The organism is Lysinibacillus sp. FSL K6-3209 (assembly GCF_037976175.1).
Taxonomy (GTDB): Bacteria; Bacillota; Bacilli; order Bacillales_A; family Planococcaceae; genus Lysinibacillus; species Lysinibacillus sphaericus_D.
The window spans coordinates 3,250,126-3,276,641 of record NZ_CP150264.1 but is presented as its reverse complement, the minus strand read 5'-3'; the positions used below and the strand labels follow the sequence as shown (position 1 = coordinate 3,276,641).

The following is a 26,516-nucleotide window of genomic DNA, read 5'->3' as shown; positions in this document are numbered from 1 at the left end:
ATGGTGGAATGGGTAGAAGAATATTCGAATTTGACTGAGAAGGAAAAATCAATGTTTGAAGATTGTGCTAATAGATTATTGGCGCATTCAATATTGGTTGCTAAAAAGGATGAAGATAAACCATATTATAGATTTTGCGAACGACATCTTGAAATTTTTAAAGGGTATTTTTTAGTTGCCGGATGGATATTAAATTGTTCGAATAGCCGGGTAATATCCTTGAAAAATAAAACAGGAAAAAATCGAGTACAACTATCGTTATCAGAAAGTATTATGCTTTTTATTGTATGTAAATTATTTTATGAGAAATCTAGAGAATTAAAGCTTACGAATGGAGTACATATTACGAATTTAGAAATCAGAGAACAATATATGGCACTGCAAATCAATAACCGCTTACCGGCTAGAGACGAGGTTAAAAGGGTGCTGAAAAGATTTCAACGACATTCATTAATTGATTTGGTTAGTGGTGAGTGGGGTGAAGAAAATGCCGTAATAGTAATATTTGATTCCATTACTGAAGTAATAACAACAAAATCACTCTTTGAAATGGAGAAATGGATAGATGATATGAACGGAAAAGGAGAGGATGATGTAGATGAGAATAGTTTCGAGATTGAAAATGATTAGATGGCATTATTTTGATAATCAAATTATAGACTTTAAAGGAAAAAGTACGATTCTAACTGGAGATAATGCCTCTGGCAAATCAACAGTTATTGATGCAATGCAAGTGATATTAATCGGGCATTTAAAAGAAATAAAGTTTAACTCTTCTGCCCATGAACAGAAGACAGAAAGAACATTATTATCATATTTAAGAGGGAAAATTGGAAGTGGTTCTTATGCAGAAGAAGGAGATTATTTAAGAAATGAAGATTTTACTTCGTATCTAGCTATAGAAATTGAAGTGACTAATAAAAAATCAAATTCACCTCAGTATTACATATTAGGGGTAGTTTTTGATTATCATTATAAAAGTAATATAGAAAGCCATAGTTTTTTTAAGATAGACGGGCAGCAGCTAGACGATAGTTTATTTTTTATTGAACCAAATCTCCCAAGAACAAGAGAACAATTTATGTTCTATTTAAAGAATCAAGGATATGATTTTGAAAAATATCAGACGATAGAAAAGTATAGAAATGATATACGACACTTGCTAGGAGGCGTTAAGGATACTTTTTTCACTCTACTTTCTAAAGGTATTTCATTTTCTCCTATAACTAATTTACGAAAATTTGCATATGATTATATACTAGATGCTCACGAAATAGATATTTCTTTAATGCAAGATTATGTAGAACAGACGAATGAATTAGTTGATAGTATTAAAATAGCAGAGGAACAAATTGACCAGTTAAAGAAAATAAAAAATAAATTCGATGAGATAGAACATATTATTAATGAGATATTAATTACGAATTATATGCAAAATAAAGCTGAACTCGAAATATTAGCGGAAGAAATAAGTAAATTAAAACAGCAGCTATTAGATGAAGAGCAATTACTAATTGATAATAATAAGGTTAAGGACGATTTACTAGTTGAACGAGAAAAGTTGGACAATAGAAATACTCTACTTAGTAACGAACTAAATAAGCATGATATTAAATTAAAGCAAACCTTTTTAAATGAACAAATTGAAAATCTCATTGCGAAAGTAGAAGAATTTAAAAGGAACAATAAAAATATAAAGCATAAATTGAAAAACGAATTGATTGAACTTGAAGAAATGATAAAAATATTAAAATATGTTGAAATAGATAAGCAAGTAGTGATGGAGTTATCTAGACAAAAATCACTGTTTGAAAATGTAGTTAATAGTTCTGAGTATATTACGTGGTCAAGTGAAATGTCTGAATTTAATAAACATTGGGAAATCGGTTATCGATTTATTTTACAAAAACAAATTGAATGGAATTCTGAAATCGAGAATTTACAAACAAAGAAGAAAGAAATTGAATTAACCATCTCAGAGCTGAATCGTAATCAAATTTTATCTTCAAGTTCATCGCAAATGGTATTGAAAAAATTATTAAAAGATGAGTTTAATTCAATGGGGCATGATATATCTGTGGACTTATTGTGTGAAGTAATAGATGTTAGAAGGCCAGAGTGGAGAAATGCTATTGAAGGTTATTTACACACACAGAAGTTTAATATCTTAGTTCCACCTAGTTACTTTAATCAAGCTTTAAATATATATGAAAAGAATAAATATAAGTATAATCTTGAAAGTGTTGGCTTAGTGGATACGGATAAAGTACTAAAAAATATAAATGGACGAAAAATAAATAGCTTGGCAGAAGAGATTGTTGTAGACATCGCTAAGGATTATGTAATTGCTTATATTGATTATTTATTAGGCTCTTTGATTAAATGTGAGAATGTCAATGAATTAAGAAATTATAGTAGAGCGATAACCAGAACTTGTATGGTTTATCAGGGATACACTGCACGACAAATCCCTAAAAATAGGATTGAACAATTTTATATAGGTAAAAATGCAATACAAGCAATGTTAGCAAAAAAACAAATCGAGCTTATTGAAGTAGAAGCTTCTATGAATTCTGTAACTAATAAGCTTAAACTTATTCAAAATGTTTTGGGCTATACTTCATCAAAACACGATAGATTAATCCAGTGGAAGAATAGTTGGGTAGAGGAAGCTGAACTAATAAGTTTAGAAGGAGAGTGTGAAAGGCTAAATAAAGAATTATTTAGTTTAGATACTTCGGAAATAGAGGAGTTAGAAAAACAAATAAAAAATAATAAGGTTAGATTAAATGAAATTGCCACAATGTCTGAGAGTATTAATAAAAAGATTTGGGATAATGAAACTGCAATTGCTGGTATGAAATCAATGATAAAAACAAATTTAAATGAATTAGAAGATAAAGAAAAAGTATTCAATGAATTTTGTTTAAAACAAAACGAATCTATATTAGCAATTGCATGTGAGAGATGGGTTAAAGAAGAGAAAAACCCATTGTTAATTTTAACTAAATGTAAAAATAGTATAAATAAATTAGAAAAAAATAAGTTGGAAGAGAGGACAAATTTAATCGAGGTTAGAGTAAATTATAATAAGGATTTTAGATTTTTTGCTGGTGTTAAGAATGAGAGTAATTATGAATACAATGAAATGTTAAGAATATTGGAAGAGTCTGAAATTACAAAGTATAAGGAGAAAGCTGAGGAAGCACGATTAAAAGCACAACAATCTTTTAGAGAAGATTTTATAGCCAGGTTAAAAGACCAAATTGAAAAGGCTAAAAGTGATTTTAAAGAATTAAATAATATTTTAAGAGGGCTTAAATTTGGAACAGATAGATATCATTTCAGAGTCTCCCCAAATGAAAACTATATTGACTATTATAAAATGCTGACAGATTCTAATTTAGAAAGTGGCTATTCGATATTCAGTGGCACATTTGATGATGAATATGGACATATTGTTGAAGACTTATTTGAGAAGATAAGTGGAGAAAACAGTGAAAAGAATCTAGATTTACTGGATTATAGGACTTACTTAAGCTTTGAATTAGAAGTGACTGATAATAGTGGGAAAATAACTCGATATTCTAAAGTAGCCCTTGAAAAATCAGGAGGAGAAACACAAGTACCATTCTATGTATCAATTTTGGCGTCATTTTACCATACGTATCATATGGGGAGAAAAGATGATTCTTTTAGATTAGTGATTTTTGATGAAGCGTTTAATAGGATGGATGCTAATCGTGTAGATGAGGCTATTCAGTTCATTAAAGATTGCGGATTCCAAACAATTATAGTTGCTCCTACAGGTAAAGTAGCTCTGTTAGCACCACACTTTGAGAATTCAGTAATAGTTATGAAAGAAAATTATCATAGTTTTGCAGTACCTGTAGCTATTAATGAATTACTAGAATTTGAAGTAGAGGAAGATTATCATGAACCTTTCCAAGACGCAGAAGTTACTATTAAATGAGTTAATTGATAAGTACGAAAAAAAGCAAGGATATGGAACAGAACAAGCAAATAAGCGTGGTACTATTATTGATGTTAAAAAATTTTTTAAGAATTATACTCATGTAAGTAATAGCATATTTAAAAATGAGATTAATTTTGAACTTGTAGATTTAGAAAAAAAGCAATTCATAAAATTACAATGGGAAAAATATTATGAGGACGAATATCTTGAAAAAGTTTATTTAAATGAAGCCATTTTAAATGAAATATACAGTGTTTTGGGGAGAGTTCCTAAAATAGAAAAATGTAAGGTGATGCGGCAAGTATTATTAGACTTCAGAAAGACAGCGATGGAAACATTATATACTTTCATTGATGCTAATATAGAAAAGTTAGAGAGATTCGAAACACCTAATACAATGATTGATTTAGATAATATCTCATTAAGCTTAGACCTTTTAAAAGGATTATCTGAGCTAATAACACCAAAAGATAAAGAAATAAGTAAAAGACAATGGAGTATTCAATTATATAATGACTCCAAAAGATGGGAAGCTTTAGAAAGTAAAATAATTTCAGTTGTAAAAAAAGAGATATATCCTGAATATGATGGACTTACAACAGGCACCATCTTGGGAGAGTTTGGTATTATAGAAAATCCTAAAGCAATAGATATATGTGGGTATTGTGTTATGAGTAAAGATGGAAAGGAGGTAGATTTTTCGATTGATGAAAATGGGATTGGTATGTATCCATCTTTCTTTAGACACTGTGAGATAGTATCAATCGAAGTTGAAAGAATCGTAACGATTGAAAACAAAACTAGTTACCATGACTATCTGGCTTGCTTCAAGAATAGTAGAAAAAAAGAGTTGGTGATTTATCTAGGTGGTTTTCACAATCAAATAAGAACTACTATTTTAAAGAAGCTCTCTAAATTTGTTCAGATGAATAATTTAAATATCCCTTTTTATCATTGGGGAGACATTGATTTAGGAGGTTTATCAATACTAGTCAATTTAAGAAATAAAATAGGTGTTGAATTCAAACCTCTTTTAATGGATGAAAAAACATATTTGGAAAACATAGAGTATGGTAAGCAGGTTAATGATAGTAGCTATTTTAAAAAAATTGAGCGCTTATTAGAAAGTGAGCCTTATAGGGAATTTAAAGATTTAATAGAGCTGTTACTACTAAATAAGATAATAATTGAACAAGAGAGCATCGATATTGAAAAATCTCTTGATGAAAAGTAAATAATAAATTTATAGAAGCTAAGTAGCTAAGAGAGTTGAGTTTTTAAATTCAACTCTTTTATTATATCGTTGTGAAATGCCTAATAATGTAGATATAGAAAAAAGAATATTTCCAGGAATAGAAGTCTCATTAAAAAACGTATAAGAGCGTAGTCTCTTCAAAAATCAATAGATAAGATAGGGTGATATGGTGTGAAATTGAATTTTCCAGGACCAGTGACAAAAGATGAGTTTTTAAATAGAATGTATTCTTTTTTATCTGAATGGGGAAATGATTCTTCAACTAGATTTCTTATAGGAGAATTTAATCTGTCTTTGATAGTAGATGGCAAACAATATGATGTAATCGGAAAAGATAGAAAAGAAGCTGTTTTTCATATTGGTTTCGAATCAGAAGAAGTGAATGAGGAAGATTCTTCGGTTTTAGATGAGAACCAGCCGGAAAACGAAGATTGTTTCATAGAGTTGGGTGAACTGACAGAGTGGATGTTTATCAAAAGCTTTAACGTTTTGAGTGATATTGAAGATGAACTAGTATATGTTGGTGATACGAAATGTCTATATGATGGTAGGGTTCTGCCCGTTTATTCAATTGAAACTTATTGTCATAAAAGAGGTTTGGCTTTTATTAAAGAAGTAGATTACACGTATGTCCAGCAGTCTGTAGCAGCTGAGTTGATTTCTAAGGATTTGCTAAATACTTTGAAAACTACAGCTATCTACTTAAAAGATGGCTTGGAGGAATGCATAAATAGAATTGAGCTAGAAGAGGCGTTGGGGGAAAAAATATATACTAGCCTTCCAAAAGATAAATCCCTAGTAACTATAGATAATATTGTTAAAATGACTCCTTACCTTAATATAAAAAGTTCTATTGGTAAATTGTACAGGCGTTTCTATAAAGTTACTGAATCTAATTGGAATTGCTTTGAAAACATCTATGATTTAAATTCCCTTATGGAGGAAAATTCCCTTAGTTTTTTGTCCGAAGAAGAATATAATAAAAAACGTTTTATCGAATTTATATCTTCGCAGGATTTAAACGCTTTTCCTAAAAAAATGCAAGTTAAAGAAAAGGCTGATGTTTTTGGTGGTAGGATTGAAAAGAAGACTTTTGGATATGAGGTTAAACCTTTCTTTAGACTCGACCAAATTCTTAATGACTATTCTGATATTTTATATAAGGAAGTATTAAAGAATGAGCACCTTTGTTGTCCAATACGCTATTTACATAAATTAAAACAGATAGCGAATAAAGAGGGGTTCGAGTACAATAATCTACTTCCACTTGGAGTCATGACACATAATCATTTAGTTTTTGATAATATTCCAACTGGTATAAAAGTAAAAATGGAGCAGTTTCTTAATATAAAAGAAATGCAAAATGAAATCGAGGCGCTGAAAAGAAATTTTTATAAATAGTTGGATTTGTAATTATTATTTCACTATATTTCCATTTTGAGAGAGTCAGTCTTTCTAGACGTTTTTAGAAGGGGTAGAACACAATTTGACTCCCAACATATTGATTTTATTATAAAATATAGTTAGAACTTGTTTAGAAACAAAACAAACTGATGATGAATAATACTTAGAATCTATTATATGGAGGAAAATAAAATGGAAGTCATAAAAGAAATAAAAGTGAAAAATCCAAGAAGTTTAACAGTCTATAAAAAGTGTATGGACCTAAACAAAATGGTATATCAACTTGTGAAGCGATTCCCTAATGAAGAAAAATATAGGATGGAGTCACAAATTATACGGTCTTGTACAAGTATAGGAGCTAATTTGACAGAAGGAAATGGGCAAATTTACAGTGCGAAGGAATTATCTTTCCTAAATAATAGCCTTGGTAGTGCTCAAGAGACAATTTATTGGTTAGAGTTGGCCAAAGAGAATTCTTATATCTCTTCTGAGCAATTTAAAATTGCTGAAGGGCTTACGCAAGAAATTATGCGAATGTTAATTGGAATGATGAAAAAACTAAAAAGTGAAGAAATCGCTTAATTGATATTTACTTTTTTTACAATTGTTCATTTATAAATAGGCTTGGTTTGCTGGAATTGAACCAAGCCTATTTTTTTATTTAAAGTAAAAACATTGAGAGATATTTTGTCTAGCTTTTTTAATATATGTTTTGTATAAAGGAATCCTTATTATTTGCCATCAATACTCCAAAAGGATTGAGCAAATTTTATAAGGTGTTCGGTACGAGTATTAATTTTTTGATAATCCCAATCTGAATATAGCTGACCAATTTCTTTAGCTGCATTTATATCAGATGAATTATAAATTTCAACCTTTGTTTTAAAATCAGAATTACTAGCTTTAGAGTTAAGTCTTGATGGCAATAAAATTAGATTACCTAAAACATGTCTGTAATAATCCTTATTTTTTATTACTTTACCTTTCCAATTATCTGAGTCTTGTTGAGGGTAAATATGTTCTATAGTATTATCTATATTTTTACTCCAGATAACATCCCAATTTTTCTCCGAAAAATAAAAATTTTGATTTTTAGATAATTCTTTTTCATAATGATAAAGAAAATATCTCAATTCTGAGTTCCATATACCATATGACTTTTCCTCTTTTAAAATTCTACCTATATCCTTCAATGGATGTTGGTGTGCTATTTCAATTAATTTTTCTTTAGTTTTTACAAATCTTGCATTTGCATATTGATTTGGTGTTGTATCAAATCCCATTATAAAGTGACCTGAACGAACATATTCTCCAACCAAATGTCTACTATCTTTCCTATAAAGACCAAATACTCTAAAAGTAGTTAGTTCCCAAATTTTAAGTAATTCATCTTCTTCGGCTGGTGAGATATGGCTAGAAAGTTTAATTGCAACTTGAAGAAAACGAGCTTGAATTACTTTATTAACGGCTTTTTTCTTATTATTTTGTTCAATTAGTTTTAATTGATGTGTTACATCGTAAAGCCATTTTGATACTTCTAAAACATTCTCAACATCTTCAATACAAACTGATTTAAGGTATTCCATAGCGGCATCTATTTTCATAATTTTGCTATTTTGATGTGGATTGTATAATGTTGCAGTAAAAGTAACTATATCTTTGCCATCAATATTTAAGACGCCAATTTCTTCATATATTCTTGTCCAATATTCACGTAACCAATGCAGTTTATCTTCAAGCATAATTCTATTATTATTAGATTGTTCAAAAGCAATACCCATTAACATACTCTTACATTTATCTAACCAATCTACTGCCAAACCTCTACTATTTAGAACTTCAAACACAGTATAAACTGTTGCTTCATCTTCTATTATATGTAGTATAAAATACAGGTCGTTTCGTATTAGGATTAATAAATCTGTAATTTCATACTTCTCACACCAGTCATCAACAAATGATTCACAGTCTTTAAAACCACTATTCAACGCTTTTGCAGCATGAGTGTTAATTTCTCGAGGATAGGTACCTTGTATTAAGTATTCTCTTAATATAGTGGAACTTGAATGATTAGTTTGGATTAATACTAACCTTTTATTATCATCTTTCACCAATATATCCCGAATATAATTTAAAGACCTATTATACTTATTATCCTGATTTATAGCATCTAACTTTTTTTCTATTGCCTTAAGTAAAATTATTAAAGTAGTTATACGTTGTTGTCCGTCTACAATATTTACAACATTATATAGTTCAGTATCATATGTTTCGTTTCTATTATCATTATGGCACACTACCGTTGCCATAAAATGACTTTTTCTTTCGGTTGTATCATTTGAATTATGTAATTTTTCAATGTCATTAAATAAATCTTTACGTTGTTTAGTGTCCCAGCTATATGCTCTTTGATAACTAGGTATTTCAAAAAGTCTTTTTTGGAGCAGTTCATCAAAACTTAGGTATTTAGGTGTTAACATTAGGAACCCCCTCAAATCTACATTTTTATATCATTATAACATAATTTGGTAAAATATTTCCGAATTATATAAGTCTATTTAACCTTCGTTTAATGGACAAAATAGAGGCGAAGCATAAATTAACGTTTATGCTTCCTTTTTTTATTGTTTTTGTCTATAAACTCGTCTAATATAAAAAGTATATAAAATGTATGGGAAAATAGAAAGTGGTGAACTGTGTACATATGAGTAGAATTATTGGGTATTGTCGTGTGAGTACTGAAGAACAAAATTTAGATATGCAGGAACAGTCTATTAAGAAGTACGCAAAAGACAAGGGACTTGAACTTGTTTTGTATATTGAGAAGGTATCCAGTCTTAAGAACGAACGTAGCGAATTGCAAAATGCCATGAAGGCAGCTACAAAAGGTGATTTATTTGTAGTGTATAAATTAGACCGACTTGCTCGAAGTACGAAAGAATTGTATGAGCTAACAGACCAATTAAAAGAAAAGGAAGTTAATTTTGTTTCAATAAATGATTCCTTTGATACTTCAACACCAACAGGAAAAGCAATGTTTGGTATGTTAGCTGTATTTGCTGAATTTGAAAGAGACGTTATTCAGCAACGAACAAAGGCTGGATTAGAAGCTGCTCGTAAACGCGGAAGAGTAGGTGGAAGGCCAGCAATTGATGAAAAGACTAAGAAACGTGTGGAAAAATTATTTAAATTAGGTGAAAGTGCAACTGATATTGCAAAGGAATATAATATTGGAAGAGCTACAGTGTACAAGATTATTAATGAAAAGAAGAATTCAGGTGAGAAAAATGCAACAAAATAATCTAGCGAGTATATATTCAAAAAAGAATATAGAGAGAATCATTAAAAAGTATGATTATTATAAAGATTTAAGAGCTGTAAATGAAAATATAGAAGAATTACAAGAAAGTTATAAAATAATGAAAAAGTCATATAGGAATGAGTATTTTTATAAAAATTCATTATTTAACAAACTTGTTTTAGGTAAATATAATCTAAATACTACATTTGCGATGAATGAAGTAACAATAAATAAATCGAAGGCTGACATGATAATTGTAAATAAAAAATTACCAGTAGTGTATGAAATAAAGACTGAACTAGACAATTTTGATAAATTAGAGCACCAAATTATTGACTATTACAAAGTTGCTTCTTTGGTTTATGTTATTACTGCTGAAAATTGTTTTTATCCACTTTATAGAATTTTAAAAGATACTAAAGTTGGAATATATGTTTTAACAAATCGGAATACATTAAGTTTGAAGAAAAAAGCAGAGGGAAATGAGGAGTTTTTAAATCATAAAACTTTATTTAAGTTGCTAAGAAAAAGTGAATATGAGAAAATAGTAATGGGTTATTTTGGGTATTTGCCAGATGTTAACGCTTTTGAGTATTATACTGAATGCCTAAAATTATTTATGCAAATCGATATATTAGATGTGCAAAAATTAGTTTTTGATGAAATTTGGGAAAGAGAAGAAGGGTTTGTAAAAGAATCCATTCAAATTATACCTTATGAATTAAGATGGTTGGTATATAGTAGCAAATTCAATAAAACGGTTTATAAAAAAATAATTGAAATTTTTAACGAATAAGGGAGTGTAGTCTATGTATTTTCCGTATTTAAGAGGTAGGCAATTTGATTTAATTGCAATTCGTGAGTTAGTAGAGAAGGATTTAATAGATGAGCTTATAGTTCCGATAATAGAGCCTATAAAACTCTCTTCAACTCTTATTTCAACATTGAAAGCTTTTATAGAAAAACAAAGGAAGGTACTTCTGATTCAAAATCCTTGTGTGGGCAATTTTGCAGATGAATTGGAAGCCCATGATTTATTCGAAAGTTATGTAGAATTATTAAAGAGTCAATATATTATTATTACACACTTTTTCAACGAAAACTCAACAAATGATATATATGAGATAACAACTAACATTGACAAAAATATTGAAGATATAGCTATTATCCATGACGGAGAAAAAGTAGGGCTACTGAAACAATATAAAGAAATTTATGCTAATACTAAACCGAAATACAATATTATTCCATATGAACAATCTTTTAGAAGGAGATTGAGAGGTCAAAATTTAATATGCTTAAAAGACGAATTTAAAAAACAGAAAAGAAATACTGACTACGCTTTAAAAGTTGATGAATTTTTTTCTGAAGAGCACTTACATTATGAGTCTGAAGGACTTCTAGGATTTTCTGATTACTCTATAGCAGGGAATGATTATAGTGAGGGTGGATTTGCTCCATATGCAATAGCGCTTCACATTGTTTATTTTTCATATGACGATGATAATGCTGAAGATGTGTTGCGGATTAGACATTTTGTATCAGATTCAAATGATGATATCCGTGACCCAGCACTAAAATGTTCAGAAGCTCTAGCAAAACTTGAAGATTGGACAAGAACTATTGAAAAAGAAAAAATCAATACATATGCGATAGAGCAATTATTAGAACATTTTTATAGAGGTTCATATCCGGGGTTACCATCTTTAAAAAAACTTGCATTAATGCATCATATTCAACTAGTGAATGTTTTTTTGAGAGGTGAATACTAGGGTGAACTGTTGTGAAAAATGTTTTAAGGATATAGAGTTAATAGCGATTATTCAAGGTAAGCAGAATAAGGGGCAATGTGATATATGTAATTCTAGAGATGTTTATGTCTATGATATGAAAAATGATGAAGGTTTAGATATCTTATTCGATGATTTTTTAAGTATTTATAAACCTAAGACGATGCTACCTGAAAGTTTTCCAAATTCTAAATTGTGTTTTTTAAAAGATGAGCTAGTACATAATTGGAATATGTTTGATTTAGACTCAAGTCAGGTGTATATTTTGTTATCAGTTTTAATGGAAAAACAATTTCCTATGAAAGTGAAACTTTTGGATGAACCAGTTGGTATTCCACAGTTAGCAGACTTAGATTTCATAGCTACCAACAGTATTTTAAAAAGCTATAGCTGGGAAGAGTTTGTTGAATATTTAAAGCATGAAAACCGATTTCATTCAGCCCATATAAATTACGATGTTTTAGATGAATTTTTAAAAGGTTTAATTGTAACTATTGAAAAGGATTCTAAATTATATAGAGCTAGAATATCTAATGAAACCGATTTGAAAATTGATGATATGGGCGCTCCTCCTAAAGAAAAAGCAACAGCAGGTAGGGCTAACTCGGAAGGGATAAGTCATTTATATTTAGCTACTCATGTAGATACTGCTATAAGGGAGATAAGACCAGGAGAGCAGGATAGGATATATCTTGGTGAATTCACATTAGATGAAGAGTTGGTTATCGTAGATTTAAGAAGTTTGGAAAGTATAAGTGTATTTCAAGGATTTGATAAGTTAAGATATGCTCTTAATTTATCTAATATAAAAAAAATAAGTAACGAGATTTCAAAACCTGTAAGGAGAAATGATAGCAAGTTAGATTATTTACCAACGCAATATATAGTTGATTATATAAAAAGTAAACGGATAGAAAAGGAATTTGAACATTGCGTTGGGATTGGATTTAAAAGTACGCTTTGTCACAGGGGTTATAATATAATGATTTTTAACCCAGAAATATTAAATTGTAATAATTTAACTAGTAGAGTTATAACACAAGTTATTTATAATTAAGTTTTGAAAAAGGATATAGTTAGGTGACTATGTCTTTTTTTATTACAAGCTAAAGTTAGCATTTTAATCATACTGTAAAATCTTACTTTACCTAACAAATAGTATTATTATAAGTCTATTATTTTCAAACACAGCGTAGTTTGCAAGGGGTCCATATCATAATACATCCTTAATCCGAACTTGAATATCATTTATATTAATTATATTAGATAAACCCAAAAGTGATACGCATATTTTTTGTATATACATAATTATAATGAACTGGGAATGCTGTTAGAACTATGTTTAATTGAGGTGAAAACGAAATGACTACTATTCATGAAGTCCAAGATATTGCATTTGAACGTGGTGGAAAATGTAATATGGTTTGTTGTATTGATGTTCTGGAAAAGCAAGAATATAGCATCTCGTTCAATTTTAAAAGGAGATGATAAGATGGAGGAAAAGAAACCATTAACATTGGTGGATTGTGCCACTTTATTAGGAAATATGCTAATGGAAAATTATTGGAGAAAATTATGGAGTCTTCTAGAAGAAAATCCTGATTTAAAAAGGAATTTCACAAAATTCTTACTGAATCCAGAGAAGGTAATATTCTATTTAGGCAAAACTCATTGGGGTGTAGAGTATATAGGGAATGCTAATTCTAAAGAAATTAGTTCAGAACATACAGTTGAGGTAAAAATTTTAGACTATTCAAAAGAAGATAATCTATTAACAGACATATTAGGTATTGATTATAGTAAACAAACAGGCATAGTGATGCCATTACCTGAGTATAATGAAGACCTAGTTCATCCTACTAATGAAGCAATGGATATTATGTTAGAGAATGGTTGGAATTTAGCTGGTCAATCAATGCTAATAGGTTTCAATGTAGGCGGATTTGAATTACAGGAAGGTACGTTTCATAGAATAGTTAATGGTTTCTTTTATGGAACTAACAGGTCGGGGTTGGTTACCAGAAATGTAAAGTGGTTAGATTTGTTTCCATTAAAAATAGATGATATGGATGTAGGAGTAGATGAATTCACATTTTATATGTGGCCTAACCTTGCAGATGTCATAATGCATGATGCCCATTTTCAATATCCCAGACCCTCTGGTTTTAGAGAAGAAAAATGGTTTAGTTTAAATCGCTTCGTTGAATTGATAAGTTCTAAGGATACGAGTGAACCTCAAATAACTACTTTTCTAGCTGAACCTGAAAATCAGTTTATATTAAAAATGGCCTTTATGGGTAAAAATATATCTCCTGAATGTGAATTAGAATGGCAATCAGAAGACCGTAAAGCTATTAGACCAGACTTTTTTATAGAAGGGTCAAATGGTTATTCGGACATTGTTGAATTTAAATTACCTAATTTGAAAAATATAAATAGCATAGTAGGGCGGGAGAATAGAGAAACCTTCAGTGCGGAGATTCATTCATATGTTAGTCAAACAAGAGACTATGAATACTATTTCGAAGACCCTAAAAATAGAGAGTTTGCGGAAGAAAAGCATGGAATAAAAGTTTATTATCCGAAAAGAATTTTAGTAATGGGAAGAAGATGGATGCTAGATACCCCAGATTGGAGAAGGTTAGAAAATGATTATAGAAACATTATGATTAAAACTTATGATGAAGTTATAGATTTGGTTTTAAGTCATTTATATTCATAATCTTATTTATTAGAGGGATGGAGAATTAAGCAACATTGTTTTAACTATAACTAAGTGTTACTATTACTGCTTATTAAACATAAAGTTTATGTATCGATTCGTCAGAAATGTAGATGTAGGTTAATTATTATCAATTTCTGTGGATTATAGTGAATATTACAAGTTTAATTTGGTATTATTTACTTATAATCCGAAAGGAGTGAGTTGTGTGAAGTTAGAAAAAGTAATTATAGAAAACTTTCGTTCATATGAAAAAATAACAGAAATAAACTTCAATGATTTAACAACTATTGTTGGGAAAAATGATGTAGGTAAATCAACTATTTTGGAAGCATTGGAGATTTTCTTTAATAACAGTACAGTGAAAATTGATGCCAATGATTCTTGTGTAAAGACAGATAATCCTAATGTGTTAATTGGATGTGTCTTTTCTGGTTTTAAAGAAGAAATTATTTTAGATGAGACTGCACCGACAACTTTTAAAAATGAATTTTTACTTAATGAATCAGGAATGTTAGAAGTTCATAAGATATATGATTGTTCCAAGAAGACAATTAAACCAGAAATTTATTTAAAAGCATTGTACCCTAATGAAGCTATAGAGAATGGTAAATCCTTAATTCAATTAACGCAAACTGAATTGCAACGAAAAGTAAGGTCTATAGAGTTAGAAAGTGGGCCAACAGATTTAAGGACAAATCATTTAATGAGAAAAGATATTTTTAGTTCTATAGATTTAACAAATTTAAACAATCATCGTATCGCCTTAAATAAAGGGGATAGTGGTACAGTTTGGGAAAAAATAAATCCGATGTTACCTATTTTTACTTTGTTTCAATCAGATAGACCAAGTTTAGATGGAGATTCGGAAGTTCAAGACCCTATGAAAGTAGCCATTAAGGAAGCTTTGGAAGAAGTACGAGAACAACTAGAGGATATTGAAAAATTAGTTCAAGAGAAAGCAATGAATGTGGCAACGTTAACATTAGAAAAATTAAAAGAAATGGACCCTTTATTAGCAAACGAGTTAACACCTAGCATTCCAGAAACGCCAAAATGGCAAAATGTATTTAAATTAACACTAGATGGTGATGATGGTATCCCGGTAAATAAACGGGGAAGTGGAGTAAGAAGGTTAATCCTGTTAAATTTCTTTAGGGCTGCTGCTGAAAAAAAAGATAATAGCACTGGTAGAAATATAATTTATGCAATTGAAGAACCTGAAACTGCACAACATCCGTCTAATCAAATTATGTTGGCAGAGGCATTACTTGAATTAAGTAAAAAAGAAAATACACAAGTTATACTAACAACTCATGTCCCAGCATTTGCTAGCTTATTACCTTCAGATTCTTTAAGGTTAATTTTAAATACGGAACAAGGTAAAAGTATTTTAAGCTCAAATGCTGATGAATCAGTATTAGAAAAAACAGCTGAAACTCTAGGTGTGTTTGCATCACCTATCAATAGAGGAGTAAAGGTAGCTGTGTTTGTTGAGGGGCCAAATGATTTAAGTATTTTAAAAATATTAAGTTCGATAATTGCCCGAAAAAATCCTCAAATTGTAGATTTATCAAATTCTGATGATGTAGTGATTATTCCTTGTGGAGGAGATACATTAAGAGGGTGGGTAGAAAATCAATATTTGAAACAATTAAATGTCCCTGAGATACATATTTATGACAGAGATATTGTAGAAGAAGGTAATGAACCAAAGTATGAGAAGTGGTGTAAAAAAGTAAGAGAAAGAAATGACGGTTCGGTAGCTTATTTAACGACTAAAAGAGAGATTGAAAATTATATTCATCCAGATGCTATAAAAGCGTTTTATGGATTAACTGAATTGGTTTTTGGTCCTAATGATGATGTACCTAATTTGGTGGCTAGTTTAACTAGATACGGAGAGAATAATGTAAAGAAAAAACTTAATAATCATGTTGCTAAAAGTTTAACATATGAACAGATTAAAGAAATGGATACTGAAAATGAAATTGAAGGAAAGTGGTTTTCATTTATCAGTCAATGTATTAAGGGTATACCAGTTGGAACTGCTTAGGAATATGTTATTCTAAAAATAGGTCTCCGAATCAAATCTCATATGACTGTAATTGTCGACAGTATTGGAGTTTTTGGAGGCGGGTTCGGCTCCTAAATATTTTTATGAGTATGACATGAAAAAAGTATTAGTTGTCCTTCTATTTAAACAAAGTAAGGGTATTAAAAAATGCGATTAAATGTGTGATTAAATTATTGAAAGCACTAAATGTATTGAATTGAAAATGATGTATTTTGCAAAGAAAAATACATAGTTTTGCAATTGCTATTACACAATGTGGCAACTTGATATGGAGCCTCTGAGGGCATGAGTAATAAGCCAAGAAGCCAGCTTTATTAAGGGCTGGCTTTGCCTACACGAGGCATTCTAGGGTTATTAGTGATTTGAATTGGCCATATTAATGGATGTTTTTGCTTGGAATAAGTAAAGTATCTTCCCTGTTAGTTTAAGATAGAGAAGATACTTTGAGTTTTATATGTTACGAATAATGATTGTAGGAATGTTAATAAATTTCTCTTAAGACTTTAAACTCTTTTCGTAAACATCTTTTGTCATATTGGCTATTTCTTCGGCGTTTAATAACCGACCTTTATATTCTGATTCAGCTACTTTTTTCATAACCTCGATGTAGCTCATAGCTAAAGCAGTAGTTAAAATACTTGCAGTTCCTCCACTAATAGCTCCACCAACAACTGTTCCTACACCAGGGATAAATTTTAATAGGTTTGATACAATGTATCGCCCAGCCATTGCCGCACCGCCACTTCCAACTACTGAACCAACGATACCAGAAATTATTGATTTATCAAGTGAGACACCAAATATTGTTGTGATGTGTGCTAACATGCCCACTTGTAATGGAACTAAAACTGCTGCATCCGAAAATGGTATAGGTGTAAATCCTGCTCCAAAGCTTCCAGCAATATATGCTGTAGACCAAGTTAAGGCATCTTCGGCTTTTTTATTGATGTTAACTTGTTGTGCATTAGTAAAAGACTTTTTTACCGCTTCAGGGAGTAGTTGGTAGGTGCGGTCTACAAGTTCAATCAATCCATTAGGTTTAATAATAAAATCATCGTCGATTTCCACATCTTCGGCAACTACTGCTTGGACTGCCTTAACATTAAGGTTTTTGTCATCTAGAAGTTTTTTAAATTCCTTTGCATCTTTTCCATAACATTGAGTTAGTACCAAAATAACAGGAACCTTTTTAGAGAACTTCGTCATTAAATCAATTTCTAAATCTTCTATTCTTTTTGATTGTGCATTAATACAATACCAAATAACATGAATGTATTCTTCTTCATTACGACTTAAATAGAGTTCTTCTATCTTCCCTTCGATTTCTTTTGTGATTTCTTCTTGAGTTTCGTTTTTTAACTCAAGACCTTTAGTATCATAAATATTAATGGGAAGCCCCTTTTTATAGATTTTTCTTAAATGCTGTGTTACAGGTTCGCCCATACCGGTTTCAGCTAATTTTTCGCGGAATACATTGTTAATTAGTGTGCTTTTTCCGACACCTGTTTTTCCAATAATCATAATATTAACAGGTTTAAGTTTTTCATTTTCGGTTTTTAGTTTATCTATGAAAATATCTACAAAATCTATATTGGCTGTAGGATTAACCATAAATATTCCTCCTTAACATATTAAATCACAAGTGCTATTCCAATATTAACATAAATTTCATTTTAATAGATATTAAGGTTTTTAATGGTTATACTTAGATTATCTATAAGTATTAATTCTTTTAATGGGATGTTACAGAATAAAATGTGCTTTGATTGTATTCGAATGTATTATTACTATGAAAAGTGTATTTAAATTATACTAGCAAAACCTAACTTACTAGACATGGTAAGTTAGGTTTTTGTTTGGTAAAATTTAGTTATGTATCTGTAGGGAGTGATTAATGATGACAGAAAACCTTATTGTATTTTCGCATTTAGATAAACACCCAGAAGAAAATACGTTTTTTGCGGATTGGCTCATATCTGAAGATAATTTTATTGAAAATGCGGATAGCACATATAAAATACATCGTAAATTAAATGTTAGGCAGGATGTGGAGAACCCTTTTGATGAATTTGTATCTTTAATAGAGAAACATCATATTTCGCCAGAAAGAATGGTTTCCTTAGAAAGGAAAAAAAGAGTATTAGATAAATATGCTTATGGAAAGTATTTAGAAGGTCAGCAATTACTCCCAAAAAGTAAAAAGACTCAGAGGGGGAATTTAGGTGAGATACTATTAGGTGAATATCTCGAAAAAGTTACGCCTAATAGATTATTTATCTATAGGCTTCGATATAACACAAATGTAGAGCAATCAATGAAAGGAGACGACGTATTACTTTTAAATAAAGAAGCGCCTTTTTCAAAAGTATATACAGGAGAAGCGAAATTTCGTACTACACCAAATCAACAAGTTGTAAATGATATATGCGATGACTATGGTAAAAGTATTGTGCGCCCATTATCCTTGGGGTTTACAATTGAATTGTTTTACGGCATGGGAAAAATCGAGGAAGCTGAAATCCTAGAAGAATTGTTAGATAAAGTTGCCAAGAGTGAAGTGGAGATAATCAATATAGGACTATTATTAAGTAATCATAACACTGCTAGAATTATTGATACTCATATGAAATCTAAAAATAAAAATTTTGGAATTATTTCATTAAGTATGATGGACCCGGCTCGATTTGCAGACATCAGCTATGATAGAGCATTTAAAAATTTAGGAGTGGATACAGATGAATAATGTTCTAGAAAACTATAATCGAATTAATAGTGACGATTATTTTCAAAATTTAATTGCTCAATCATATTCAAGAGCCGTTCTTAGAGATGTTAACGAACCACCTGAAAATTATCCAAAATATGATGAAGACCTAGATACAAAATTAATAGCTATATTCCAGATGTATTTAAATACAGCATTAAGAGTTGATTTTGATGAAATGGATTATGAATTAATAAGTATAAGAAATAACTCGTTTAAAATGGCAGCGGATATTCTAAAAAATATGTACCATTATGGAACTAATAAAGCTGAAAAGGACTATTATTTACTTATTTCTTCGATGGCGTACTATATTTCTGGAGATTATTCAAAATCATTTGCAATAATGAAGTATTTCGATGAGAAAAATGAAATTACGAAAATGGTGGCTTATTATCTGAAGAAAGAGTATAACCTTTTGTATGAAGAAGTCTTGTTTAATATGAACATACAGAAATCTGATTTCGATAGTGACATTGAAAGGGATAGCCATATTTATTTAGGTATACTTTCGATTGCGATGAATAATTATTTAAGATATATAAGTACAGGAAATGACGAATTTATTTATGCAGCTATAGAAAATACTGCTGATTTGGTAGAACTGAGTGAAATAGATAATGATGTTTTTGCATGGTATATTTTTAAACTATTAAATTACTTATTTAAGACCTTTCATAGAGCATCTTTGTGGAAAGTAATACCACCTTTGATACAAGACAGTGAAATAGTTGAAAAGTTTATTTTACAAAATTTATTTAGTTCACCAAGCATTGTTGAATTATTTCCTTTTCAAATTGATGCTTTAGTAAAAAGCATGAATCCATCGGGTTCAGTATTAGCCTTACCTACAAGTAGTGGGAAAACTAAGATAGCGGAAATAAATATACTGAAAACATTAGTAGAAGAGCCTACTGCAATTATCATGTATTTGGCACCATTTAAATCTTTAGCTTTTGAAATAGAAGAGACATTAAAGAAAAATTTAAGTAGTTTAGGAATAAAAATTTCTAATATGTATGGCGATGGTACAGAGTCTTTATTTGATAAATTTTTAATAGGTGATTCAAACGTTTTAATTGTTACCCCAGAAAAAGCAAAAATGATTCTTAGAAATGATAATGACATTAAGGCTCGACTTAAGTTGATTATTTTAGACGAAGGGCATTTAATTGGCGGAGATATAAGATTTACTAGGAATGAATTATTCTACGAAGAACTCAAATATTATGTGATGAAAGTGAATGGTAAGTTTCTTGTTTTATCAGCTATCTTGCCAAATTCTTCAGAAGTGGCAAAATGGATTACCCAAGCTGATGGTAACGAGTATGTGTTAAATCAGTCTATAAATGAGAAGAGATATGGCGTTCTTTTGTTTAAAGGAAGCAATGTCACTATTAAATGGAAAGGTGAAAATAATCCTTATAATCATAACTTTGTAGAAAATATAAATCTACCAAGAAAAGTTGTTTTGCCTAATGATAAAAGAACTGCTGTGATGCTAACTGCACTAAAGTTTTCTGATTCAGGAAAGGTATTGATATACCTAGCTAGGAAAAACATGGTGAAGGGGTACATTCAGTGGTATCAAAGAATTCTAGATTATATTGAAGACCATACGTGGGAAAATATTTTCTGGGAAGATTATTTATTTTCTTTAAAAGCGTATTATGGGGAAGACAGTATTTACGAGAAAGCTGCTTTGAAAGGAATAATAGTTCATCATGCTTCTTTACCAAACGATTTGAGAATTGCTACTGAAAAAATCCTTAGATATTCAAATCCAAAGATTATTGTAGCAACAAGTACCTTGGCTCAAGGTGTTAATATAGGTGTTTCAACCGTTATAATTGCTCATTACCGAATGACTAGAGACGTAATTACTAATGGTGAATTTCACAATATCATTGGTCGTGCAGGTAGGTCTTTTATAGATGTTGAAGGCAGGGTATTATTTGCTATAGATGGAACTAGGGGAAATAGCAAATGGGAAATAGGGATTTTTGAAAGTTTTATAAATGGGACAATTGAAAGAGTAGAAAGTGGAGTTTATGATGCTTTAAAAGATATTTATGACATTGCATTAAATAATGGTGTTGAATTTGAAATATTGCTAGAAATTATTTCAAATGAAGAAAGATTTGAAGATGATTTGAATTTATTTGTCATCGATGATACTTTATTGGCGATTTTAAATGAAGAGAATTTTGAGCTGGGTAGCTTAGATGAATTTATTACAAAAAGTTTTGCGATGATATCAGCTGGAAATAAAGCAGGCGATTTTGACGAAGAAAAATTAAAAAGAATAATAAAAGCTAGAGCGAATTATGTTAAAGCAACATATCAAAATAGCGAGAAAAAAGAGCTCTATTTACAATCGGGCATTGCTTTATCATTCATAAGGTTACTAGAAGGAAAATTACCTGTTCTTCATGACATCCTAATGAAAGAGGACTTTAAAGATGATTTAATTTCCTTCTTATTAGATATAGCGAATTCTGAATTGAATATGTATCGAAGCGATAATAGAGATATAGTATTTGAACAAATAGCTCAGTGGATATCTGGTGAGAGATTAAATGAAAGAACATTTGATAATTTTAATTGGTCTAAATTGTATTATGAGTTGCCTTTAATAATTAATACTTTCTCTAAAATTTGTGCATATAGTAAACTTGAGGAATGTAATGTAAAACTTCTTGAATTTAACGAACTACTAAAATATGGTCTGCCTAACTTGGAAGCGGTGAAGATTTATTTAATGGGACTAAACTCAAGAGAAGTAGCTGCTAAAATTTCCAACAAATATCGCGATACAATTAGGGTGTATGATGATAAGCTGATGCTTAAAATATTTTTGATTAGAGTTTCGTCTAGTATTCTTGAGGAATTCAGAGAAACAGAATATTTTGCTTTGATAAAATCGTGGTATGAGAATGAGTTATCGAATAAAGCAGTTAAAGATAAATCATTTAGTTACATATTGAAAAATATCCCACATGAAATAAATGAATTCCGTTTAATCAAAAATGATGGAATGTATTATTTGGTAACCCTGGATTTAAAAAATAAATATAAATTAAACTTATCAGTTGATGAGATGAAGGAAAAAGAGTTTGCTATAAATAATTTTAAGTATTCATTAAAACGGAATAGTGATGACATATTTGTATTAAAAATTTATGGTAACTAAATTTACCTTTTCTCTGTAAGTAGTGGTATAGAGGGAGTAGAAAAAAGTTATTTTTAAAGTTACTGCAATAACAACTATCAAAATAACTGCTTAGAACGTTGGTATGACAGTATGTACAATTTATAAGGGGGTATAACCCACCGTCTCCATACATAAAGTGGCTGTGGATTGGCTCTTGGTATTTTTATGAGTATGAAATGAACATATGTATTAGTTTGTCCTTATATATGAATTAGGTAAGGGTTATATAAAATGTGATTAAATGTGTGATTAAATTATTGAAAGTACTATATGTATTGAAATGAAAATGAATTTACAGAGGGCCTTTTTAAAGGTTCTCTTTTTATATATGTGAAAAGTTTAAGGAAATTGTTTAAAAAATTTCGGATAAAATTGTGAATGAGAATTAAGTGAGAAGGAAGACGCCCTAGTGATTTTTACAATAAAGATAAGAGATAGAGTAAATAATGATAAGCAGAGTTTGGGAAAAAAGTCAGGAAAGAACTTGATTAATTTGAGATACGCGTGATGTGCGATTTAGAGAATGTACTTTCAATGGGCGAGATATGATGATAATATGATATTAAAGATGATTTCGGTCCGAGTTCGTAAATTGAACGAATCCCACCTTGAGAAGAAAAGACCTTTTAACCCGCACCATTACCGCTTTTTTAGATGATAAAATAGTGGAGCCTCTATAGAGGAGTTCGGGGGTTCGAATCCCTCCTGGGACGCTAACTTAAGCCTTACAGCCACAACGGTTGTAAGGCTTTTTATTGTATTTTTTTGAAAACCCCTTGCTATGCGAGGGGTTCTAAAGAGCTTCTAGCTATGGACAAGAAAAAATCCCCAGCCGTACGATAAATTCAGGTCTGGTCAACCGACTTCGTACGAAAGGGGATCCAAATGGATAATAAAAGTTTAGCACACACGACATGGAATTGTAAGTATCACATCGTCTTTGCGCCAAAATATAGAAGGCAGATTATCTATGGACAAATCAAGGCAGATGTTGGTCGAATTCTTCGGCAGTTATGTGAAAGAAAAGGTGTAGAAATTATCGAAGCCACGGCATGTCCTAATCATATTCATATGTTGGTAAGTATCCCACCAAAATTAAGTGTTTCATCATTTGTGGGTTATTTGAAAGGGAAAAGTAGTTTAATGATATTTGATCGACATGCGAATCTGAAATACAAATAGGGGAACAGGAAGTTTTGGTGCCGAGGATATTATGTAGACACCGTGGGAAGAAATAGAAAAATTATTCAGGAATATATAAAAAATCAATTACAAGAAGATATTCTAGAGGATCAAATGAGCATGAAAGAATTCATTGACCCATTCACAGGAGAAGAAATAAAAAATAAGAAGAGAAAAAAATAAACCCACTTTAGTGGTAGCGTGAAAACGGAGTGCGGGTGGTGGACCTTTCAGTGTGTCTTTAGACATGGGCCAGTACCCCAGCGTATCACGCGTAGAGCAAACCACCAGTTAGACTGGTGGTTCTGGTTCTGGTTCTGATTATACAAAATCCTAACCTAATCACAATGGAATGACTTTAGGGCTTGTCCATCTTGAATTATTAAGGCTGTTGAAGTATACCGTATATCATCAAAATGTATCTGAGGTAAATGGAGGTACCTTCTTGTATAGTGGATACCTCCATTAGCTAATTGTGTCAGGGCAAAAGGGTTGCGCATTCATTTGAAAATAATATGGTTATTCTATTCGTTTATCGGCATCATCTTCGAACTGACTATTTTTGATGTTCTTAGATAGAATGGTTACTACTTTTTTCGTTTACACTATTTCACTCTGACTAACACTAATTATTGCAGTTAATCAATCGTAATTTAACGTACTTCACAATAATTACTCCCTTCAGTGAGTCTATAACCATCAAAATAATGATTATTAAGATAGTGATATAATCTTTTCTTCGCAAAATCGTATTCTACATGAAAGAACGCTTGAATTGTAATAATTGCTTTTTCCTCATTTGAAGGTAGTTTTAGCTTATTAAGCATAAAAGTGGGTACACAGGCTTGGAGAGCAAAACTATTTGCTTTCCATTCTTGATATTCTCTAAAAAGCTGAATTGATTTAGCTTGATTACCAGAGTGTACCGTCGCATGACATAACTCATGCCCGAAATCCTGCCACTGCCTTTCTTCAGACAATCTAGAATCAATAAAAATTACATTTCCTGTATTGGTAGAATCGTAAGGTAAAAAGTATAGTGTAAAACCAAGGCGTGAGGCGATTAATCCTGGATTAAGAAGTTTAGGTGTTGTCACATCAATACTTGTATATAATTCACGAATATAATCTTCTAGATGAGTATAAATAAAATTCATAATATCCCCCTTTTATCAAACATATGTTCTGTTTATGGTAACAAAAAAATTCACCAAAGAAAAGGCGAATTTTAAAATGATTGGAAATGTTGCAAATTATTGTGATTTTATTTTTTGTTTTCTTGTTGACGTTTCAATACTTCATAGAAAACTTCAAATTGTTCTAACGCATCCAGTAAATTTTCTGGCTGGTTTTTAAAAAATAAATCTTCTCTAGTTAAAAAGAAATCAATTACCTCTTTTTGATATGCACTTAGATTGTTGTATTCATTATCAGAGATGCCAGCTTGGGTATGTAAAGCTCCTTTATTATCTGTTCTCCCTAAAAGATAATCTATAGACACATTATAGTAGTCCGCAATTTTTTCTAAAATTTCATAATCAGGATTTCTCTTACCTTGTTCATAAGCAGTATAAGCTGGTCTAGTAATGCCTAGAATGTCTGCTATATCTTGTTGCGTTTTGTTATTTGATTTTCGTAGATATTTCAAGCGTACACCTAGCATAATTTCACCTCGCGTTTCTAAATATCATTATATGTAACAAATTGTTACTAATCCAATAAAAAATAAAAATGTAACGAAACGATACAATTTTGTTGACTAAGTAACGAATTGATACTATATTATAAATAAGCTATATGAAAGATGGTGAATAATTGGAAAATCGAACTTGGTTAAAAACAAAACGTTTAGAAAATAATCTGACTCATGATGATGTCGCTAAAGCATCTGGAATTAAACGAGCATATTACACCATGATTGAACAAGGTAAACGCAGACCTTCTGTACATGTTGCTAAATCTATTGCGGTAGTACTAGATTTTGAGTGGGTTCTTTTTTTTGATGATAAAAGTCACGATTCGTTACAAAGTGGCTGTGTAAAATGTATTTGTGTAGCGATATGATACAAGGTTTATTAATAAAGGAGGTTATTTGACATGAAATTATTACAAATTATCTTATATGAAAATCGTCCCGTCCTTGCGACAGCACAAATTGCTGAAAGTTATGGAACAATCAGTGAGCATATTTATAAGAATTTTTCAGAAAATAAAGATCAATATAAAGAATATAAGCATTTTTTCAAATTAGAAGGTAAGGAATTATTGAATTTCCGAAAAACGCAACAACAATTACATATTTCCAAAATGGCTAGAGCGTTATATCTTTGGACTGAAAAAGGAGCTTTGCTACATGCTCAATCTCTTAATACAGACGAAGCTTGGGACTCGTACGAAATCTTAGTAGACGAATACTACATGGTGAAAGAAAATGTAGTTCCTTTATCTAAAAATCAAGCACTAGGGACTGTTCTTCGTACAACTGCTGATTTAGTGGAGGCTCAAGCAATTAAACAAGAGCAGCATGAAATAAGGCAGGAACTGTCTATGATTATCGAAAAAGTTAATGAACAAATAACATTAACTTCTGGTGAACAACGCGCTGTACGAAAAGAAGTTGCCATAAAAGTTTATGAGATTGAAGATGATACAAAAATCCAACCGAAATTATTTAGTGATTTGCATCGTGAAATTAAGAATCGTTATGCGGTAGCTAGTTATAAAGATATTCGTAGGAAAGATTTGCAAAATGTACTTAATTACATTCGATCTTGGATTCCTCGAAAAGTATCTTAACTCTGGTTTTAAGCGTGGATATAATAATTGTTGAA

General features: G+C 30.5%; 19 protein-coding genes and 1 pseudogene. 16 read left to right on the top strand and 4 right to left on the bottom strand.

Annotated elements, in window-relative coordinates; all coding sequences use genetic code 11:
* From MHH88_RS15970 to MHH88_RS15950, 5 genes are all read left to right on the top strand, one after another.
* Nucleotides 1-630 (top strand): DUF4194 domain-containing protein, encoded by a 630-nt coding sequence (locus tag MHH88_RS15970; protein WP_339259334.1) that lies wholly within the window; start codon nucleotides 1-3, stop codon nucleotides 628-630.
* A complete protein-coding gene (locus MHH88_RS15965) occupies nucleotides 623-3,973 on the top strand; it encodes an SbcC/MukB-like Walker B domain-containing protein (RefSeq protein WP_339263099.1) in 3,351 nt (1,116 codons plus the stop codon). Before MHH88_RS15970 ends, MHH88_RS15965 begins: the two co-directional genes overlap by 8 nt.
* A complete protein-coding gene (locus MHH88_RS15960; protein ID WP_339259332.1) occupies nucleotides 3,936-5,210 on the top strand; it encodes a Wadjet anti-phage system protein JetD domain-containing protein in 1,275 nt (424 codons plus the stop codon). The genes MHH88_RS15965 and MHH88_RS15960 overlap by 38 nt, the downstream gene beginning before the upstream one ends.
* 192 nt (nucleotides 5,211-5,402) lie before the next feature.
* Nucleotides 5,403-6,632 (top strand): hypothetical protein, encoded by a 1,230-nt coding sequence (locus MHH88_RS15955; RefSeq protein WP_339259330.1) that lies wholly within the window; start codon nucleotides 5,403-5,405, stop codon nucleotides 6,630-6,632.
* Between the two features lie 195 nt (nucleotides 6,633-6,827).
* Nucleotides 6,828-7,217 (top strand): four helix bundle protein, encoded by a 390-nt coding sequence (locus MHH88_RS15950; protein WP_339259328.1) that lies wholly within the window; start codon nucleotides 6,828-6,830, stop codon nucleotides 7,215-7,217.
* A gap of 149 nt (nucleotides 7,218-7,366) precedes the next feature.
* Here MHH88_RS15950 and MHH88_RS15945 read toward each other — a convergent pair whose 3' ends face one another.
* On the bottom strand, nucleotides 7,367-9,115 hold the full coding sequence (locus tag MHH88_RS15945) for a DUF262 domain-containing HNH endonuclease family protein (RefSeq protein ID WP_339259326.1): 1,749 nt from the start codon (nucleotides 9,113-9,115) through the stop codon (nucleotides 7,367-7,369).
* Nucleotides 9,116-9,339: 224 nt separating this feature from the next.
* Between MHH88_RS15945 and MHH88_RS15940 the strand changes: the two genes are divergently transcribed.
* The 6 genes from MHH88_RS15940 (at nucleotide 9,340) to MHH88_RS15915 (ending at nucleotide 16,504) form a co-directional block, all read left to right on the top strand.
* Nucleotides 9,340-9,936, top strand: coding sequence for a recombinase family protein (locus MHH88_RS15940; protein ID WP_339259324.1), 597 nt, complete (start codon nucleotides 9,340-9,342; stop codon nucleotides 9,934-9,936).
* On the top strand, nucleotides 9,923-10,732 hold the full coding sequence (locus MHH88_RS15935) for a sce7726 family protein (RefSeq protein ID WP_339259322.1): 810 nt from the start codon (nucleotides 9,923-9,925) through the stop codon (nucleotides 10,730-10,732). Before MHH88_RS15940 ends, MHH88_RS15935 begins: the two co-directional genes overlap by 14 nt.
* A 13-nt stretch (nucleotides 10,733-10,745) precedes the next feature.
* A complete protein-coding gene (locus tag MHH88_RS15930) occupies nucleotides 10,746-11,708 on the top strand; it encodes a sce7725 family protein (protein ID WP_339259320.1) in 963 nt (320 codons plus the stop codon).
* 1 nt (nucleotide 11,709) lies between these two features.
* A complete protein-coding gene (locus MHH88_RS15925) occupies nucleotides 11,710-12,783 on the top strand; it encodes an RES domain-containing protein (protein WP_339259318.1) in 1,074 nt (357 codons plus the stop codon).
* Nucleotides 12,784-13,218: 435 nt separating this feature from the next.
* Nucleotides 13,219-14,448 carry a Shedu anti-phage system protein SduA domain-containing protein gene (locus MHH88_RS15920; protein WP_339259316.1) on the top strand — a complete coding sequence of 410 codons (1,230 nt, stop codon included), beginning with the start codon at nucleotides 13,219-13,221 and terminating at the stop codon, nucleotides 14,446-14,448.
* Between the two features lie 208 nt (nucleotides 14,449-14,656).
* Nucleotides 14,657-16,504 carry an ATP-binding protein gene (locus MHH88_RS15915; protein ID WP_339259314.1) on the top strand — a complete coding sequence of 616 codons (1,848 nt, stop codon included), beginning with the start codon at nucleotides 14,657-14,659 and terminating at the stop codon, nucleotides 16,502-16,504.
* A gap of 516 nt (nucleotides 16,505-17,020) precedes the next feature.
* On the opposite strand, the gene MHH88_RS15910 is transcribed toward MHH88_RS15915, so the two are convergent.
* Nucleotides 17,021-18,136, bottom strand: coding sequence for a GTPase (locus MHH88_RS15910; protein ID WP_339259312.1), 1,116 nt, complete (start codon nucleotides 18,134-18,136; stop codon nucleotides 17,021-17,023).
* A gap of 283 nt (nucleotides 18,137-18,419) precedes the next feature.
* Between MHH88_RS15910 and MHH88_RS15905 the strand changes: the two genes are divergently transcribed.
* The 3 genes and pseudogenes from MHH88_RS15905 (at nucleotide 18,420) to tnpA (ending at nucleotide 23,868) form a co-directional block, all read left to right on the top strand.
* Nucleotides 18,420-19,268, top strand: a complete 849-nt coding sequence (locus tag MHH88_RS15905) for a Hachiman antiphage defense system protein HamA (protein ID WP_339259310.1) — start codon at nucleotides 18,420-18,422, stop codon at nucleotides 19,266-19,268.
* Nucleotides 19,261-22,482 carry a DEAD/DEAH box helicase gene (locus tag MHH88_RS15900; protein WP_339259308.1) on the top strand — a complete coding sequence of 1,074 codons (3,222 nt, stop codon included), beginning with the start codon at nucleotides 19,261-19,263 and terminating at the stop codon, nucleotides 22,480-22,482. Before MHH88_RS15905 ends, MHH88_RS15900 begins: the two co-directional genes overlap by 8 nt.
* 906 nt (nucleotides 22,483-23,388) lie before the next feature.
* Nucleotides 23,389-23,868: pseudogene (tnpA, locus tag MHH88_RS15895) on the top strand (IS200/IS605 family transposase).
* Between the two features lie 470 nt (nucleotides 23,869-24,338).
* Here the strand turns inward: tnpA and MHH88_RS15890 are convergent.
* Together MHH88_RS15890 and MHH88_RS15885 are read right to left on the bottom strand one after the other, a co-directional pair.
* Nucleotides 24,339-24,842: an ImmA/IrrE family metallo-endopeptidase gene (locus MHH88_RS15890; protein ID WP_339259306.1), complete on the bottom strand. Its 504-nt coding sequence runs from the start codon at nucleotides 24,840-24,842 to the stop codon at nucleotides 24,339-24,341.
* A gap of 107 nt (nucleotides 24,843-24,949) precedes the next feature.
* Nucleotides 24,950-25,348, bottom strand: a complete 399-nt coding sequence (locus tag MHH88_RS15885; RefSeq protein ID WP_339259304.1) for a helix-turn-helix domain-containing protein — start codon at nucleotides 25,346-25,348, stop codon at nucleotides 24,950-24,952.
* 152 nt (nucleotides 25,349-25,500) lie between these two features.
* Here MHH88_RS15885 and MHH88_RS15880 point away from each other — a divergent pair, with 152 nt between their 5' ends.
* Both MHH88_RS15880 and MHH88_RS15875 read left to right on the top strand, forming a co-directional pair.
* Nucleotides 25,501-25,749, top strand: coding sequence for a helix-turn-helix transcriptional regulator (locus MHH88_RS15880; protein ID WP_339259302.1), 249 nt, complete (start codon nucleotides 25,501-25,503; stop codon nucleotides 25,747-25,749).
* 33 nt (nucleotides 25,750-25,782) lie between these two features.
* Entirely contained in the window at nucleotides 25,783-26,481 is a 699-nt protein-coding gene (locus MHH88_RS15875; protein ID WP_339259300.1) for an ORF6N domain-containing protein, read from the top strand.
* Nucleotides 26,482-26,516 lie beyond the last annotated feature (35 nt).